General features: G+C 72.9%; 11 protein-coding genes and 1 pseudogene. 7 read left to right on the top strand and 5 right to left on the bottom strand.

Going from position 1 to position 14,584, the window contains the following annotated elements; genetic code table 11:
- Positions 1-164: 164 nt before the first annotated feature.
- The gene (locus SCNRRL3882_RS19735) at positions 165-1,517 is read right to left on the bottom strand and encodes a glycoside hydrolase family 43 protein (protein WP_010032411.1); all 1,353 of its coding nucleotides are present in this window, start codon (positions 1,515-1,517) and stop codon (positions 165-167) included.
- 395 nt (positions 1,518-1,912) lie between these two features.
- Here SCNRRL3882_RS19735 and SCNRRL3882_RS19730 point away from each other — a divergent pair, with 395 nt between their 5' ends.
- The 3 genes from SCNRRL3882_RS19730 to SCNRRL3882_RS19720 all read left to right on the top strand — a co-directional run bounded on the left by SCNRRL3882_RS19730 (position 1,913) and on the right by SCNRRL3882_RS19720 (position 6,019).
- A complete protein-coding gene (locus SCNRRL3882_RS19730) occupies positions 1,913-3,253 on the top strand; it encodes a serine hydrolase domain-containing protein (protein ID WP_010032408.1) in 1,341 nt (446 codons plus the stop codon).
- Positions 3,254-3,326: 73 nt separating this feature from the next.
- Positions 3,327-5,225 carry a glycine-rich protein gene (locus tag SCNRRL3882_RS41340; protein ID WP_010032406.1) on the top strand — a complete coding sequence of 633 codons (1,899 nt, stop codon included), beginning with the start codon at positions 3,327-3,329 and terminating at the stop codon, positions 5,223-5,225.
- Between the two features lie 245 nt (positions 5,226-5,470).
- Positions 5,471-6,019: a tellurite resistance TerB family protein gene (locus tag SCNRRL3882_RS19720; RefSeq protein WP_010032404.1), complete on the top strand. Its 549-nt coding sequence runs from the start codon at positions 5,471-5,473 to the stop codon at positions 6,017-6,019.
- Positions 6,020-6,058: 39 nt separating this feature from the next.
- On the opposite strand, the gene SCNRRL3882_RS19715 is transcribed toward SCNRRL3882_RS19720, so the two are convergent.
- Together SCNRRL3882_RS19715 and SCNRRL3882_RS19710 are read right to left on the bottom strand one after the other, a co-directional pair.
- Positions 6,059-6,964: a serine hydrolase gene (locus SCNRRL3882_RS19715; protein ID WP_010032403.1), complete on the bottom strand. Its 906-nt coding sequence runs from the start codon at positions 6,962-6,964 to the stop codon at positions 6,059-6,061.
- Positions 6,961-7,938 carry a LysR family transcriptional regulator gene (locus SCNRRL3882_RS19710; protein ID WP_086012448.1) on the bottom strand — a complete coding sequence of 326 codons (978 nt, stop codon included), beginning with the start codon at positions 7,936-7,938 and terminating at the stop codon, positions 6,961-6,963. Before SCNRRL3882_RS19710 ends, SCNRRL3882_RS19715 begins: the two co-directional genes overlap by 4 nt.
- Positions 7,939-8,023: 85 nt before the next feature.
- Between SCNRRL3882_RS19710 and SCNRRL3882_RS19705 the strand changes: the two genes are divergently transcribed.
- The 4 genes from SCNRRL3882_RS19705 to SCNRRL3882_RS19690 all read left to right on the top strand — a co-directional run bounded on the left by SCNRRL3882_RS19705 (position 8,024) and on the right by SCNRRL3882_RS19690 (position 11,800).
- Positions 8,024-9,658: a penicillin-binding transpeptidase domain-containing protein gene (locus SCNRRL3882_RS19705; RefSeq protein ID WP_010032401.1), complete on the top strand. Its 1,635-nt coding sequence runs from the start codon at positions 8,024-8,026 to the stop codon at positions 9,656-9,658.
- Between the two features lie 70 nt (positions 9,659-9,728).
- Positions 9,729-10,733 carry a class A beta-lactamase gene (gene bla, locus SCNRRL3882_RS19700; protein WP_010032400.1) on the top strand — a complete coding sequence of 335 codons (1,005 nt, stop codon included), beginning with the start codon at positions 9,729-9,731 and terminating at the stop codon, positions 10,731-10,733.
- On the top strand, positions 10,730-11,095 hold the full coding sequence (locus SCNRRL3882_RS19695; RefSeq protein ID WP_010032398.1) for a DUF952 domain-containing protein: 366 nt from the start codon (positions 10,730-10,732) through the stop codon (positions 11,093-11,095). Before bla ends, SCNRRL3882_RS19695 begins: the two co-directional genes overlap by 4 nt.
- 21 nt (positions 11,096-11,116) lie before the next feature.
- Positions 11,117-11,800: a DUF4328 domain-containing protein gene (locus tag SCNRRL3882_RS19690; RefSeq protein WP_010032396.1), complete on the top strand. Its 684-nt coding sequence runs from the start codon at positions 11,117-11,119 to the stop codon at positions 11,798-11,800.
- 30 nt (positions 11,801-11,830) lie between these two features.
- Here SCNRRL3882_RS19690 and SCNRRL3882_RS19685 read toward each other — a convergent pair.
- Together SCNRRL3882_RS19685 and SCNRRL3882_RS19680 are read right to left on the bottom strand one after the other, a co-directional pair.
- Positions 11,831-12,720, bottom strand: a pseudogene (locus SCNRRL3882_RS19685) (putative RNA methyltransferase).
- A gap of 189 nt (positions 12,721-12,909) precedes the next feature.
- Positions 12,910-14,472 (bottom strand): carbohydrate-binding protein, encoded by a 1,563-nt coding sequence (locus SCNRRL3882_RS19680; RefSeq protein ID WP_029180653.1) that lies wholly within the window; start codon positions 14,470-14,472, stop codon positions 12,910-12,912.
- Between the last annotated feature and the right edge of the window lie 112 nt (positions 14,473-14,584).

Below are 14,584 nucleotides of genomic sequence, written 5' to 3'. Positions count from 1 at the left end.
GCTCGCTCCGCCGTCCCCGTTCGGGCCCGCCCGGGAGGCGGAGCGGGGCGCCGGGTGGCAGATTGCGGGCAGTGGAAGGCCGGTCCGGGCCGTCGCGTCCCCGCGTGTGCCGCTCGGGAGCCCGGCCCGGCCTTCCCGCCCGCCGGTGCCGTCGGTCGCCGCGGTCAGTACCCGATCCGGAACGTGGCGTCCGCCCGGTCCGTGGCCGTGGAGACGGGGTCGATGCGCAGGGCGTAGTCGGAGTGGCGGAGGTAGCGCGTCGGGTAGTTGTGCGAGCGGAACGACGTCCAGGCGGAGTCCGCGAGCCCGGCGACCTTGTGGAAGGTGGCGTCCTGGGCGAACGCCGACGTGCCGTCGTTGACGTCCAGCCGCAGCTCGTAGCTGTAGTGCCGCAGGTACCGGTCCGGGTAGTTGACCGACTGGAAGGACACCCCGGACGCGTCGGCGAGGCCCGGGACGAGCTTCCACTGGGCGTCGGTGTACGGGTCGAAGGGGTAGGGGTCGATCCGGCCAGCGAAACCGGCGTGGCGGACGTAGCGGTCCGGGTGGTTGTACGACTTGAGCCGGTTCCAGGCCGGGGCTCCCCAGTGCGCGAGGAGATTGTCGTACTGGGTGCCCGTGAGCGGTGCGATGCTGCCGTGCTTGGAGTTCACCGGCTGGGTGTAACGGCGCTGGTCGACCGGCGTCCAGGTGCCGGAGGCCAGGTCGGAGGTCTGCCAGGCGTAGAAGACGCCGTTGGGCGTGTAGGTGTCGCCCCAGAGGTACCAGGTGCTGGACGACAGGGACTTGACCAGGATCGGTGCCTCGGTGCCGCCGTGGGCCACCGGCGTGCTGAAGACCTGCCAGCTGCCCGGGGCGAGGGTGGCGGACCGGGCGCCGACCAGGGCCTGCTTCGAGCTGTCCTTGAAGTACATGTAGTTCGTGCCGCCGACGCCGAGGGCGAGGCTGCCGTCGATCACGTCGTAGCCCGGGTCGAAGAAGACCTGCGGCGCGGACACCGTGCGGAAGTCGGTCGTGTAGTTGACCATCAGCACGTTGTGGCCGCTCGTGTTCACCGACGAGTAGACGATCCCGTACTGGCCGCGTGAGGCGTCCCAGAAGGCCTCCGGGGCCCAGCTGTGGGTGGTCATGTCGTGCAGCTTGAGCCGGCGGTAGCCGGTGAGGGAGCGCAGGTCGGCGGAGTCCCAGACGTGGATGTACTGGCTGTTGTAGCTCCAGTCCGTGCCCTTCAGGTCGGTGGCCAGTACGGCGAACGTGCCGTCCTGCTTGCGCAGGATGAAGGGATCGCGCAGGCCGCCGGCGCCCTGGGTGGGGGTGGCGACCGGCTTGTTCTGGTTGAGCGGCGTCCACTCCAGGCCGTCGAGGCTGACGGCCAGGTGCAGGCCGTAGTCGGTGCCGAGGCCGTTCGGGGACTCGGTGAAGTAGGCCATCACGAACGCCGGGCCCGTCGCCGCTCCGGCCGGAGCGGCGCCCAGGGCCAGATCGGCGGTCAGGGCGAGCGGCACGGTGGCGGCCATGCCGAGGACTTGACGGCGGGAGGGTCTGCGAGGGGTTCTGCGGGGGGTGGGCATGGCGGCTCGGCCTTCCGTCGGGGGCTACGGAGCGCAGTGTGTTCGATATTGCGAACGCAGTTCGGCAATTCGGCCAGACCGTAGGGGTGGCGGACGCGTGGCGTCAATGCGTCGGACGCGACGAAGAACTACGTGAGAGGGGGCGCCTGGCCCGCGCGCGCTCCGTCGGCGGGCCGGCCTCTGCCGGGCGGCACGTGAAGTCCGTTGAAATCAAGGGTGGTTGTGGTCATTTCTGCCCTCGACCGGCCGATTGACGATCATCCCGTGGGTGGATGTAAGGCGCATCCGCTTCCCGTGACGATGACCCCGACCTTGTCGAACACCGAGGAAGGGGAAGGCCGTTGCGTATCGCCCGGCTTCTCGGAACCGTCCTGGGCACCACGGTGCTGACGACCACCGCCGTACTGACCGCACCCGCCCACGCCGGCCCGGCCGCGCCACCCGCCGGGCCCGCGGACCGCACGTCGCTCGACAGAGGCGCCCTGCGCGACTCGCTGGACGCCATCCACGAGGCGGGTATGTACGGCGTCTTCTCGTCCGTCAGGGACGGCGGCGAGCGGTGGGCCGGAGCCTCCGGGGTCGCCGACGTGGAGACCGGGCGCCCGGTCACCCCGGGCATGCGGCACCGCGTGGGCAGCATCAGCAAGACCTTCACCTCCGTCGCCCTGCTCCAGCAGGTGGAGCGCGGCCGGGTCCGGCTCGACGCGCCCGTCGGCGACTACCTGCCCGACCTCATACCCGGGGAGCGCGGCCGGCAGATCACCGTCCGTATGCTCCTGAACCACACCAGCCATATCGGCGACTACGTCGTGGGCGCCTTCCCCTCCCTCGCCGAGGGCTCGACCGCCAGCCTCGACGAGGAGCGCTTCCGCTCGATCCGACCCGGGGAACTGGTCCGGCTGGGTCTCGCGGCCCCCGCCACCGGACGGCCGGGCGAGCTGCCCGGTTCGTACTCCAACACCAACTACGTCATCGCCGGGCTGCTCCTGGAGAAGGTCACCGGCCAGGACGCCGAGAAGTACATCACCCGCAACGTCGTCGACCGGGCCGGGCTGCGCCACACGTCCTTCCCGCGCACCCCGTACATCAAGGGCCCGCACCCGCGGATGTACGAGTCGTTCTACGGCCTGATCGACCCGCCGCGCGACTACAGCGTCTACGACATGTCCTGGGCGTACACGGCGGGTGCGGTCGTCTCCACCACCGACGACCTGAACCGCTTCTACCGCGCCCTGCTCGGCGGAAAGCTGATCGGCAAGGCCTCCCTGGACGAGATGACGCGCACGGTTCCGGTGAGCGGCCTCGACTACGGCCTCGGCATCTACACGCTGGAACTCCCCGGCTGCGGGCGCTTCTGGGGCCACGACGGCGCGGTGTTCGGCGCCGGCATGACCGCGCTGTCCAGCCGGGACGGCAAGCGCCAGGTGGCTCTCGCGCAGAACCTGATGAAGTACCAGAGCCTCGACGGGAACGGCCGCCCGCAACCGCACGCGATCGACGAAGCCCTCTACACGTACGTCGTCCGCGCCCTCTGCCCGGCCGACTCCGGGGCCGCTGCCGGGTCCGCTCCCGGGGCGGGTGTCGCGAGCCCGGACGCCCGTGACGGGCTCAGCAAGCGGTTGCCCGGAATCGACCATTCTCAGTTGACCGGGGGCCTCAAGTTTGATCAGCTGTCCCACTAGTCGTGTTCGATTTTGATCGAGCGTTTCATGGCTCCCTGGGGGGGAGCTTGTGACAAGTTGGGGAGTTTCCTTGATGCATCACGATTCCGCCGTGCTGCGCCGCGCCAGATTCCGGCGCGGCGCGGCGGCCCTGACGTTCGTCGCGTTGACCGCCGGCACCGCCCTGACGGGCGCATCGGCCGCCACGGCCGCCGGCAGCGCGGTCCTCGCCGGGAAGACCTGCACGCCGACCGAGGGGTTCTCCGGCTGCCGGCTGTTCGATCCGACGGGCGCCCGCGAGGAGTTCAAGGTCCCGGTCGGCGTCACGGCGCTGGACGTGCGGGCCTGGGGCCAGGGCGGCGAGGGCACACCCTTCGCCAACGGCGGCGCGGGCGGCTACACCGCGGGCACGCTCAGCGTCACCCCCGGGGAGCGGCTCTCGCTCGCGGTCGGCGTCCAGGGCTTCGGTGACGCGCTCGGCGGCGCGGGCGGCGACAAGTACGGCGCGGTCGGCGGCAACAGCAGCGGCGTCCGCACCGACGACGGCAAGCCGCTCCTCATCGCCGCCGGTGGCGGCGGCGGTGGCTACGGCAGCGTCGATGCCGGGCATGGCGGCCCCGGTGGCGGCGAGCGCGGTCAGGACGACACCGAGTCCGAGCGCGGCGGCAAGGGCGCGGTCGGTGAAACCGGCGGTGCGGGCGGCGGCAACGGCTCCTCCGGCGCCGACGCGTCCGGGGGCGGCAAGGGCGGTGCGGGCGGCTCCGGTTCGGACGGCGCGGGCGGAGGCGGCGGCGCCGGCTACGCGGGCGGCGGCGGTGGCGGCGGCACGGACGAGGACCGGGGCGCGGTCGGCAGCGGCGCGGGCGGCAGCAGCTACGTCGACGCGGACCGGGTGACCGGCGCGCGGCTGCTCAGCGGCAGCCGCATCCAGGCCCCGGCCAAGACCGACCCCTTCTGGCAGGCCTCCGACGAGCCGGTGCGCGGCGGCATCGCCGAGGGCGGCGTCAACACCGACCGCTCCGGCCACGGGCGCATCGTGTTCCAGTGGAAGACCCCCGCGATCGCGGAGCTGACCCAGGTCTCCGGAACCGGACAGACCACCCAGCCGGGCGGCGGCGTGGACCCGGTGGCCGTAGTGGTCCGCGACAAGGCCGGCAACCCGGTCGAGAACGCCTCCGTCACCTTCACGGTCGAGGACCCGGACAAGCTCGGCGCCTTCTTCTTCATCAAGGACGGCCCCGACACCACCAAGCTGGCCGTGCCGACCGACGCGCGGGGCCGCGCCCAGTCCGCGCCGCTCGAGACGGGCAGCAAAGAGGGTGAGTTCACGATCCGCGCCGAGGCCGGCGGCGTCTCGACGGTCTTCACCGTGAAGGTGAAGGAGTCGGCCTACACCGTGAGCGTCGCGGGCGGTGACGACCAGCGCGCCGAACAGGGCGAGGCCTTCGAGGAGGCCCTCCGGGCCCACGTGGTCAAGTCGGGCGCCACGGCACCGGCCGGCACGGAGGTCGAGTTCCGGGTCGAGGACGACAGCGACGACGCCCCCCGCTTCGAGGACGGCAAGCAGGTCGTCCGCGTCAGGACCGACGACTCGGGCAAGGCCACGGCCCCGACCCTGACCGCCGGTGAGGGCACGGGCACGTACACGGTCGCCGCGTCGGTCGGCGACGCCATGACCCAGTTCGCGGTCGAGGTCGTCGAGGGTGACGGGGCCGGTTCGCCGTCGCCGAGCCCCACGACCGACCCGAGTCCCTCGGCCGACCCGAGCCCGTCGCCCAGCGCGAGCCCGTCCGGCACGGCCGGCACGACCGGCGGCACCGGGTCCTCGACCACGGGCGGCACGTCGACGAACCTCGACAGCGGCAGCCTCGCCTCGACCGGTGCCGGCGGCATCGGAATCCTTCTCGCGGCAGCCGCGGCCCTGGCCACGGCGGGCTTCGTGGCGTTCCGCCTCGGCCCGCGCCTGAAGCTCCGCTCGCGCGACAACGCGTGACGCGGCGGCGCAGCGCCTGACACCGGTCACGGCGCCCGACAGAGTCCCAGCGCCTGACATCACGTCACCGCGACTGCCCGTACCCGGTCACCGGGTGCGGGCAGTCGTCGTTTCGGCGGCGAGAGAAACAGGTGGTGAGAGAGGGGCCGCTTTGCGGAACCTTTGCCCGGGGGCCGGGCGTTGGTCCAGTGAGCGCGCGGCAGCGGGTTCGCGAGATGACTTCCGACGATTACCGAGGTGACTCCATGGCAGTCTGGGACCGGCTCAAGGACCAGGCCAAGGCTCTCCAGCAGAACCAGGGCGGGCGTGGCGCCACGGCTGGGCACAGCGGGGGGACGCGGTCCGGCGGCGGCAGCAAGGCCCAGTTGATCGGCGTGCTGAAGACGCAGCTCGGCTCGCTGAAGACCGAGCTGAAGAGCGGTGCGTACCGGGACGCGAGCATGGCGGTGTGCGCGCTGGTCGCGGCGGCCGACGGGCAGGTGGACCCGGCTGAGCGGCAGCAGGTCGAGTCGATGATCCTCAGCAACGACGTGCTGCAGAACTTCCCGCCGGAGCAGCTGCGCCAGCGTTTCAACAAGCATGTCGACCAGCTGACGATGAACTTCCAGCACGGCAAGGCCGAGGCCATGCAGGAGATCGCCAAGGCCGCCAAGAAGCCCACCGAGGCCAGGGCCGTGATCCAGACCGGCATGGTCATCGCCGGTGCCGACGGCCACTTCTCCCAGGCCGAGGCGTCGGTCCTGCGCGAGGCCTGCGCGGCGCTGGGGCTGTCTCCGGCCGAGTTCCAGCTCTGAGCTCCGGCTTGGAGGCCCGGCCCCGGGTCCCGGCCGTGCTCAGTGTCCCGGCGTGGTCCCCCTCGGACCGGCCTGGGGAGCGCGCAGCGCGTCCACGGCCAGGCGCGCCGCCGTGCCGATGACCGCGTCGGCGGCGGGCTGGAGGGCGGAGGTGCGGGCCGTGCGCGTGAAGACGGCGACGGCGTAGCGGCCCCCGTCGGGGTACTCGACGACTCCGACCTCGTTGCGCACGGTCGGCAGGCTGCCCGTCTTGCCCGCCACATGGACGTCGTCGAAGGGGAAGCCGGACGCCAGCCGGTGCGGCCACACCTGGAGCCCGAGGATCCGGCGGATGGCCGCGCCGTGCTCGGGCGTGCACGCCTCGTCGCGCCAGACGGCGGCGAGCAGACGCGTCATGTCGCGCGGGGTGCTGTGGTTGGTGCGGGCCGGGTCGAGCGCCCGCAGCCGGGCGACGACGTGCGGATCGGCCAGCGACCGCGCGCCGCCGGGGCCGGCGTCCTCCTTGATGGTGGCGAGGAGTTCGCCGAAGGTGTGGACGGCGTACGTGCGGGTGAGGCCGAGGCGGGCCGTGGTGCGGTTGACGGCGTCGAGACCGACGCGGGCCAGCAGCAGGTCGGCGGCGGCGTTGTCGCTGACCGACATCATCAGGTAGGCGAGGTCGCGCAGCGACAGACGGGCGCCGTCGAGCATGGCGGCGATCCCCGTCGGCCCGGCGGTGCGGCCGTCCGGCGGGCACTCGACCTGCTCGGTGAGGTCCAGGAGCCCCGCCGCGGCCTGCTCGTGGAGCGTGACGAGCAGACAGAGCTTGTGGACGCTGGCGGTGCAGACGGGCTGGTCCGCCCCGGCGTCGAGCTGCGCGCCGCTGTCGATGTCGACGGCGTGCAGCCGGCCGGTGACCCCGGCGTCGGCGAAGGCCGCGTGGATGCGGGCGAGGGCGTCGGTCACAGCCAGTACTCCGATGCCGGGCGCAGGTGCAGCGGTCGGGAAGGCAGGTCGGGGGTCGCACCGGCGGTGCTGCGCAGCGCCTGCGTGGCGGCCCCGGCGAAGGCGGACACGGCGGCGTCCCCGCGCCCCGCGGGCCAGGCCACGGAGTGCCGCAGGGCCAGCGGTGTGCCGGTGAGGGGCCGCCATACGACGCTCCCTTCCGGGTCCGCGTTCTCTTTCGCGTGCCCGTGCGTGTCCCGCGGGCTGAACGCCACCGCCTCCGTCGACAGCACCAGTCCGCGGACGAAGCTGGTGCCCTGGGCGTGGCGTACGGCGGGCGGGGTGTAGCCGTTGCGGGCGCAGGTGGTCAGGAGGTCGTCGTAGACGGCGGGGGCGCCCGCGCGGGGGAAGAGGATCAGGTCGTGGCCGGTGAGGGAGGCGAGCGGTACCTCGTCGAGCCGGGCCGCCGCCGCGCCGTGGGGCAGCAGCACGCCCAGCTCGCGCCGCAGCACCGGGCCCAGCTCCAGCCCGGAGACGTCGCAGGGGTGGTGGATGAGCCCGACGTCCAGTTCGTGCGCGGCGAACCGCTCCAGTTGCTGGGCGGTGGACAGCTCGTGCAGCTCCAGCTCCAGGCCGCTCGTGCCCGCGCCGGTGAAGCCCGCCAGCAGAGCGGCGACGGTCTCCCCGGAGAGGTCCGGCGGCAGCGCGGCACGCAGCAGGCCGGTCTCGCCGTCCCGGATGCGGCGCGCGGTGGCCATGAACGCCTCGGAGCGGGCGAGCACCTCCCGGGCCTCCGCCAGCAGCAGCGCCCCGGGCTCGGTGAGGGCCACCTGCCGACTGGTGCGTTCGAAGAGCCGGACGCCCAGGTGCCGCTCCAGGCGCTGGATGCGCTGCGAGAGCGGCGGCTGGGCCATGCCGAGACGAGCCGCGGCACGGCCGAAGTGTGACTCTTCTGCAACAGCCACGAAGCACTCCAAGTGCCGCACCAGGTCCACGAGCAGGAAGCATATTCGTTTGGTCTTGATCTGAGATCGATACAGGTCTTGGACAAGGTGCCCGGTCCGCTGCTGTTCTCGGCGCATGGATCACTACGACCACTCCAGCGTCATCACCGGGGGCCGCAGACCGCGCCGGACGGCCGTGCGGGCCGTCGCCGCGGGTGCGGTGGTGCTGGCCGTCGCCGCCGGCGGGGCGTACGCGGCCGGTCTCGGCCCGTTCGAGCGGGACACCGGGCCCGATCCCGCGGCCGCGCGACAGGCCCGCGCCTTCCTCGCCGACTGGGCCGCCGGCCGGCTGCCGAGCGCGGCCGGCCGTACGACCAGTCCCGGCACGGCACAGCGGGTGCTGGACAGCTTCACCGCCGGCCTCGACATCAGTGGACCGAAGCTCACGGCCAAGGCGGCGGCCGAGGCCGAGGACGGCACGGTCACCGTCCCGTTCACCGCCCGGATGCCCGTCGAGGGCCTGGGCACCTGGACCTACGAGTCGAAGCTGCCGCTGCGCGAGCAGAGCGACGGCAGCTGGAAGGTGGACTGGACGCTGTCCGTCGTCCACCCGCGCCTGAGCGACACCGAGAAGTTCCGCCTCGAACGCGAGGAGACCGAACCCCCCGAGGTCACCGACCGGGAGGGCACGGCCCTGACGGGTGCGGAGTTCCCCTCCCTGGGGCCGGTCATGGCCCAGCTCGGCGGGGGCGGCGAGGGCACCGGCCCGCGCGGCGCGATCCACCTCGTCGACCGGACCACCGGGACGATCGAGCGCACGGAGGCCAGGTTCGGCGCACGGACGGTCCGGGACGACGGCCCGGTCCGCACGACCCTCGACGCCGGCTGGCAGGCCGCCGCCGAGAAGGCCCTGGCCGCCCACGCCGACGGCAAGAACGCCGCGCTCGTCGCCCTGCGCATCGACGACGGCGAGATCCTGGCCGTGGCCAACTCCCCGTCCTCCGGCTTCAACCGCGCGCTGTCCGGCACCTACGCGCCCGGCTCCACCTGGAAGATCGTCACCAGCAGCGCCCTGCTGCTCAAGGACGCCGTCGCGCCGGACGACGTGGTGGACTGCCCCAAGTACCTCACGGTGGGGAAGCGGTTCCAGAACGTGGAGCTGTCCGAGCACCCGGGCGCCACCTTCCGCAAGGACTTCACCGAGTCGTGCAACACCGCGTTCATCAGCCTGCGCGACCGCCTCGACGACGGGGAGCTGGGCGAGGTGGCCCGTACGTACTTCGGGGTGGGCCAGGAATGGCACGTCGGGGCGCCCTCGTACGACGGGGCGGTGCCGGTGCCGAAGGACGAGACGGAGAAGGCCGCCTCGATGATCGGGCAGGGCCGGGTACAGGCCAACCCGCTGATCATGGCGTCCGTCACCGCGACGGCCGTCTCCGGCACCTTCCACCAGCCCTCGCTCACCGCGGGGAACGAGGACACGACCAGCACGACCCCGCTGCCGCGGGGCGTCGTCGCCCAGCTGCGCGAGATGCTGCGCGCCACCGTCACCGACGGCACCGCGCGCGTCCTGTCCGACCTGCCCGGTGAGATCGGCGCCAAGACCGGCACGGCCGAGGTCTCCGACGACCAGGACAACAACGGCTGGCTCGTCGCGCACCGCGGCGACGTCGCCGTCGCCTGCGTCGTCGAGGAGGGGGTCACCGGCGGCGGCTCCGCCGGGCCGGTCGTCCGCGCACTGCTGGCCGCCGCCCCCGCCGCATCCGAGTGAGCGGGAAATCCCAGGTCGGTGCAGGGAGCCTCCCAGTGATCCCGGTGATCGAGTGAAAGGAGCACCACGCATGCCCGTCGACGGGCCCGCCTCATCCCGCCGCGCCTTCCTGGCCGCCGCGGCGTCGGTTCCCCTGGCCGGCTGCGGCACGGCCGGCCGGGACACCGACCGCGCGGACCGGGCCGCCACGACCACCCGGCCCACCCCGGACCAGAGCCGCCGCACCCCCGCCCCACCCGTCCACCGCCCGCGCCTGGCGGACCTGGAGCGCGAGTACGGCGCCCGCGTCGGCGTCTACGCCCTCGCGACCGGCACCGGCGCCACGGCGGTCCACCGCGCCGACGAGCGCTTCGCGTTCTGCTCGGTCTTCAAGGCCCTGGCCGCGGCGGCGGTCCTGCACCACCGCTCCCTCGCCGGCCTGGACCGGCGCGTCACCTACACGCGGGCCGACCTCAGGTCCACCACGCCGATCACCGCCCAGCACGTCGCGACCGGCATGACGCTGCGCCAACTCTGCGACGCCGCCGTCCGCTACAGCGACGGCACGGCCGGCAACCTGCTCATGCGCGACCTCGGCGGCCCGGCGAAGCTCACCGCCTATCTGCGCGGACTGGGCGACACCGTCAGCCGCATGGACCACTACGAACCCGAACTGCACGACGTACGGCCCAAGGACCCCAGCGACACCACCACACCCCGCGCCGTCGCCACCGACTTCCGAAAGCTGCTCCTGGGCACGGCCCTGCCCGCCGGTGAACGCGGCCTGCTGACGGACTGGCTCTCGCACAACGCCACGGCGGTCGGCGCCCGGCGCGTCCGGGCCGGGCTCCCCAAGGGCTGGCGGGTGGCCGACAAGACGGGCACGGGCAACTACGGCAGGGCCAACGACATCGCGATCGTCCGTCCGCCCCGCACCGCACCGCTCGTCCTGGCCGTCATGACCGACCGGCCCGGCTACGACGCCGAGCCCTCGGACGCCCTGATCGCCGAAGCCACCGCACGGACCGTCACCGCCCTGGGACTCTGGAGGGCCCTGGCGCCCCCGGGCCCCCGGTGGCCTATAACGGGGCCATGATCTACCACTCCGTACCGCTCACCGACTGGCAGGCCGCTCCCGACGGGCCGTACGCACCCGCCTCCCTCGCCGAGGAGGGCTTCGTGCACTGCTCACCGGACGAGCCGACCACGCTCGCCGTCGTCAACGCCTTCTACCGGGACGTGCCCCGGCCCCTGCTGGTGCTCGCCCTCGACGAGACCCGCCTCACCGCGCGGGTGGAGTGGGAGGCGGCGGCCCCCGCCCCGCCGCCCGGGGTCGGCGAGGGCACCCTGTTCCCGCACGTGTACGGCCCCCTCGACCGGGACGCCGTCGACCACGTCCTCCAGGTGCGGTGGGACGAGCGGGGCCGGGCCGTGGGACTCGGGAACACGAACGGGTGAGCGGTACGGCAGGATGACCCGGTGAGCGAACAGGAAAACCCCGCAACCGGCAGGGCCCCCGCCCTGCGCCCGGTCCGCGGCGCGGCCCACTGGGCCGTCGCCGCGCTCGGCCTCGCGGCGCTGGCCTGGGCGGTCCGGGCGGTCTGGCACGTCCGGCTCGCCATGACCGGGCAGCCGGCCTCCGGCCCGCCGGACCAGGGTGGCGGCGTGCACCGCCCGCTGACCGCCCTGGAGGACTCGTACCACCTGGTCAGCTCCGTGGGCGGCGCCGTGACGGTGGTCGGCGCGCTCGTGTTCCTGTCCTGGCTGGACCGCGTCCGCGACAACGCCCGTGCCCTCTCGGGCGCGGAACCGCGGTACACGGATCTCTGGCTCTTCCTGGGCTGGATCGTCCCCGTCGTGAACCTGTGGATACCCCGGGGCATCATCGCGGACGCCCACCGGTCCGTCTTCCCCGACCGGCGGCTGCCGGCCGTCGTGAACTGGTGGTGGGGACTGTGGCTGGCCGGTCTGGTCGGCGGGGTGGGCCTCGTCTACGCCGACTCCACGGACGAGGTCATCGCCCGCGCCTACACCGACGCCCTGCCCCTGCTCGCCGCCGACGCGGTGATCGTGGCGGCGGCCGGGACCGCCGCCCTCATGATCCGCACGCTCACCACGGCACAGCAGCAGCGCATGGACGAGGTGGCCCGTCCCGGCGCCTGACCCTGCGCTCGGCTGCCCCCCAACGCCCCCCTACGCCCCCTGACGCCCCCGAGGACGGTACACCGAGGCCACGAACGAGGCGGTCACCCGCGCCGGCGCCGCCAAGTCCGCCACCCTGCGGCGCAGTTCCGCGTCATCGACGTGATGCGCGGCCGGGCTCATGGCCACCAGTCCGGCGACGTCCTCGGCGGCGAGGCTCATGGTGTAGTCCAGCGACTCGGCCCGCTCGTGCCTAAAGCGGTCCGCCAACGTCCGGCGCAGGCGCTCCTCCTTCCTGGGGTCGACCGCCAGCAGCCCCACGGAGCCGCGCAGTTCGTGCAGATGCCGGCCGCTGGGCGTGACGACGAGCAGGGCGCCGTCGGGCCGCAGGACGCGGTGGAACTCCGGCCCGTTGCGGGGCGCGCGAAGACGTTGAGCACGAGGTGCGCGGAGCCGGACCGGACGGGCCACGGCTGCCAGACGTCCCAGCCGGCGGCCTCACCCCGGGCGTGGGCCCGGGCCGCGGCGCGCAGGGCGTGCGCGGAGCTGTCCAGCCCGAGCCCCATGGCCCCGGGCAGCGCGTCCAGGACCGACGCGAGGTAGTGACCGGTGCCCGCCCCGGCGTCCAGTACGACGGCGTCGGGCGGGGCGAGTTCGGTGGCGAGCCTCGCGAGGGCACGGGCGAGCGGGTCGTAGTGCCCGGCCCGGAGGAACGAGGCGCGGCACCTGACCATGGCGGCGGAGTCGGCGCTCGCGGCCCGCCGGTGGCCGGTCAGCAGACTGACGTAGCCGTGGCGGGCGATGTCGAAGGTGTGCCGGCCCGCGCACCGCAGCGCACCGTCGGCACGCTCCAGGCCCGACGGGCACAGGGGGCAGGTCAGGACGGTCAGCAGGCGGTCGGACGGGCGGCGTCGGCCGGGTCCCGGATGAGTGGTCGGCATGAATGCTCCTCGACGGCTCAGCGGGACGGAGCGCGGCGCTGAGCCGGATGCAGGCGGTGAACGGCGAGTCGTCGGCGCCCGCGGACGGCGGGCACGCCGAGGACGGCGACGTGATCGCGTCACGTCGCCGTCCTCACCGCGGTGTCAGAGGAAGCAGTGCGGAATGCCGGTGCATGCCATACGGCCAGGCTACCGACTGCCGCCGAACGTCACGACGAGCCGCCCGTCCGAGGCGAAGGACCAGCGCAGGGCACCGGTGTAGGAGGAGCAGCGGGAGCCGTTCGAGCCGGACCAGAACTGGTTCGAGCTGTCGGAGTCGCCGATGATCCGGTCGTTCGACCCGCTGTCGCACGAGGTGTTGTTCCGGAACACCGACCTGCTGCCCGAGTCGAAGTTGAAGTTGCGCTGCTCGTTGCCGATGCTCAGGTTGTCCGAGATCTGCATCGCGCCGGTGTTGCTGTTGTAGGTGAAGCCGTGTTTGCCGTTCTGGTAGGCGATGCTGCGCCGGACGACGTGGTTGACGCCGATGTCGTCGCCGCCGAGCTTGTAGCCGTTGCGGTCGCCGTTGCCGGCCTGGGAGCCGTCGCTGAGGGTGCCGTTGTCGTAGGCGAGGGAGTCCTCGATGGTCACCGCGCCGATGGGGCCGGTGTCCGTCTTGGTGTAGAGGTCGTAGCCGTCGTCGATGTTGTTGTGGGCCACGGTGTAGCGGAAGACGTTGCCGGGCCCGACGGTGAGCTTCGGGGCGAAGCCGTCGGCGTCCTCGCCGTCGGAGTCGACGTTGTCGTGCGATTCCGCGCTCAGGATCAGGTTGTCGGACGGCCACTGGTCCTTGGGTGTGCTGGAGAGCGCCCGCGAGAGCTGGAGCCCCGAGTCGCGGTTGAAGCGGGTCACCGTGCGCTCGATGACGTTGTTGCTGCCGCTGAGGAAGATGCCGTTGTCACCGGCCCGTTCGACGACGATGCCCTTGACGTGCCAGTACGAGGCGTTGACGGCGAGGCCGCGGTTGGCAGGGTCCTCGCTCTGGGCGGAGAAGTTCAGCACGGGGGTCTCGCCCGGGTAGGCGAACAGTTCCGTGCGGTCGCCGGACGTGCCGTTCCGGCCCGCCGGGATGGTGACGGTCTGGGAGTAGCGGTACGTCCCGCCGCGCAGGTAGATCGTGCCGCCGGCGGAGATGCGGCTGATCGCCGAGGTGAGGGTCGTCGGGTTCGACTCCGTACCGGTCGCGCTGTCCGTGCCGCTGGGCGACACGTACAGGACCGGGCCCGTGGGCTGCGGTTCGCCGCCGCCCGTCTCGGCGTCGACGTAGTCGATGTTGGGCAGCCCGGCGGAGGTGGTCGGGGTGAGCCGGACGGTGTTGCTGCCCGACCGCAGCGGCACGGTGAGCGTCTTGGTCGCCCAGGTGTTCCAGGCGCCGGTGCCCTCGAAGGACGCCGTGGTGGCCGTCGTGCCGTTGACCACGATGTTCGCGGCGCGTGCGGAGGTCGTGCCGTTGGCGAAGCGGACCTTCAGGGTCGCCGTCCCGGCGGCGGACGCGGTCACGGTGAACTGGGCGTAGCCGCCGGTGCCGTTGTCGCCGTTGCAGAACCCGCTGCCGGAGTATCCGGCCCAGTTCGAGTCGATGGTGCCGGCGCAGACCGCCGGCGAGGTCTCGGCCTCGTAGCGGGTGGTCGCCGCCTGTGCCGTGTTCCCGGACAGCGCGACGAGGCTGCCGGCCAGGAGGCCGACGGACGCGATCACTGGTCTCAGGTGCATCGTTCGTCTCCAGACGTTGGATCGGACGCATGGGACTGGCTGGAGCAAGCGCTTTCTGGGAACGTAGGAGCGTTGCTGTGGACGCGTCAATAGACGAGTGCATGATTCTCAT

Origin of the sequence: Streptomyces chartreusis NRRL 3882 (genome assembly GCF_900236475.1) — a bacterium.
Lineage (GTDB): Bacteria > Actinomycetota > Actinomycetes > Streptomycetales > Streptomycetaceae > Streptomyces > Streptomyces chartreusis_D.
This window is presented reverse-complemented; position numbering and strand designations above follow the sequence as displayed.

Coding starts and splice junctions, on each gene's coding strand:
- SCNRRL3882_RS19735 (WP_010032411.1), bottom strand. CDS start 1,517: ATGGCCGCCACCGTGCCGCTCGCCCTGACCGCCGATCTGGCCCTGGGC.
- SCNRRL3882_RS41340 (WP_010032406.1), top strand. CDS start 3,327: ATGCATCACGATTCCGCCGTGCTGCGCCGCGCCAGATTCCGGCGCGGC.
- SCNRRL3882_RS19720 (WP_010032404.1), top strand. CDS start 5,471: ATGGCAGTCTGGGACCGGCTCAAGGACCAGGCCAAGGCTCTCCAGCAG.
- SCNRRL3882_RS19705 (WP_010032401.1), top strand. CDS start 8,024: ATGGATCACTACGACCACTCCAGCGTCATCACCGGGGGCCGCAGACCG.
- bla (WP_010032400.1), top strand. CDS start 9,729: ATGCCCGTCGACGGGCCCGCCTCATCCCGCCGCGCCTTCCTGGCCGCC.
- SCNRRL3882_RS19695 (WP_010032398.1), top strand. CDS start 10,730: ATGATCTACCACTCCGTACCGCTCACCGACTGGCAGGCCGCTCCCGAC.
- SCNRRL3882_RS19680 (WP_029180653.1), bottom strand. CDS start 14,472: ATGCACCTGAGACCAGTGATCGCGTCCGTCGGCCTCCTGGCCGGCAGC.